Raw genomic sequence first — 1,715 nt, 5'->3', positions numbered from 1 at the left:
CTAGGAGCGTGGGTCGGTAACGGGCAAGCGGGTGGGTGGTCGGGGCTGGCGGGGTCGGTCGTAGTCGCCTGGTCGGTGTTGGCTGGCCCGAGGCCGGGGTCTCCTGGGCCTCGGGTTGGTCCAGGGGAGGGCCTGGGCCGGGCCGGTCACCCGGTCGCCGCGGCGAGTCCGGTGGTCGCGGTGTGCCGGAAGATCTTGCGGAAGTTGTGGCAGGCGGCCAGCAGTCGCCATTCTCCTCGGGCGGCGTCTTCGCCGCGGAGCATGAGCTGGCGGCCGTTCTGGCAGGTCATGATCTGTCCGAAGACGGGTTCGACGATGGCCTTGCGGCGGCGGTAGGCGGCTTTGCCGGGTTTGGTCCGCAGTTTGCGGGCCATGCGTTCCTTCAGCGTGGCGCCCGCGGGGATGCGTCCGCGTGGTGCGGGTGGGACCTGCTCGTCGTGGGCCAGGCGGCCGGTGGCCATGAACGTGTCGGTCCCGCAGGCGAGTTGGCGCTCTTTTGCGGCTTCGAGGTTGGTCTGGGAGCAGTACCCGGCGTCGGCGAGTGCCTGCTTGGGGTGGATGCCGGTGTTCTGGGCGGACTGGTCGAGCATGGTGGTGTAGTTCAGCGTGTCCGCGGCGTTGGCCGTGACGTCGGCGGCGGTGATGACCTGGTGTTCGGCGTCGACGACGGCCTGGGCGTTGTAGGCCTGGATGTAGGCGCCGTCGCTGTTCTTCATGATGCGGGAGTCGGGGTCGGTGAAGTTGGCCTGCGCTTTCGGCCTGGGACGGGCTTTCGCGGCGGCCCGCTGCCCGGCGTCGGTGACGGCCTGTTCGTCGTCGGTGCCGGCGCGCTCCTGGCGGCGGCGTTCCTTGTCCTCGGCGTGGCGGCGGGCTTTCTCGGCGGCCTCGGCTTCGATCTGGGCGCGGGCGGCCTGGAGCCGGGCGAGTCGTTTCTCGCGGCGGTCCAGTTCGGCGGGCAGGTCCACGTCCTTGCCGTCGACGCCGAATCTGACGTCTTCGGCGGTGTCGCTCGCTTCGGCGTCGGCCAGCAGGGCGGCGGCCATCGCCTCCAGCCGGGCGATTTCGGCCTCGATCCGCTCCTCCTTGTCGATGAGCCGGCCGTAGCTCATCGCTTTGTGCTTGGAGGCGCTGGCTTCCAGCTTCGTGCCGTCCAGGGCGACGCGGCCCATCTTGACCATGCCCAGCTTCTGCGCCAGGTGCAGGGACTGCGTGAACAGGTCGGCGAGTGCGTCCAGGTGGCGGCGGCGGAACCGGGAGATCGACCGGAAGTCCGGGGCCTGGTCGGCGGCCAGGAACCGGAACGCGATGTCGTCGGCGCACTTGCGCTCGATCGCGCGGGAGGATCGGATGCCGGTGGTGTATCCGTAGATGAGCAGGCGCACCATCAGGCGCGGGTCGTAGGGCGGGAAGCCGCGCTTCTCGGTGTAGTCGGCCAGGACCGGCCCCAGATCCAGCACGTCATCGACCAGGTCGGCGACGAACCGGGCCAGGTGCCCCTCGGGCAGCCAGTCGTCCAGCGATGGCGGCAGCAGCAGGACCTGGTGCGGGTCGAACGCCCTAAACCGCTTGTCCACCGCCGCCGGACGACCCTGCGGCCGCTTCTTCTCGACCGGCTCGACCTCGAACAGCCCATCCCCACCATGCATACCGACATCATTCCGCATGAATGATCACGAACCGAACGTGGGCTGCCCGTTACTGACCCACGCTCCTAG

General features: G+C 69.6%; 1 protein-coding gene. It reads right to left on the bottom strand.

All coding sequences use genetic code 11. The features are described from left to right. Nucleotides 1-146: 146 nt before the first annotated feature. Nucleotides 147-1,574 (bottom strand): IS1182 family transposase, encoded by a 1,428-nt coding sequence (locus OTB16_RS39090; RefSeq protein ID WP_420717889.1) that lies wholly within the window; start codon nt 1,572-1,574, stop codon nt 147-149. Between the last annotated feature and the right edge of the window lie 141 nt (nt 1,575-1,715).

The organism is Streptomyces antarcticus (genome assembly GCF_026627255.1).
GTDB lineage: Bacteria > Actinomycetota > Actinomycetes > Streptomycetales > Streptomycetaceae > Streptomyces > Streptomyces antarcticus.
This window is presented reverse-complemented; position numbering and strand designations above follow the sequence as displayed.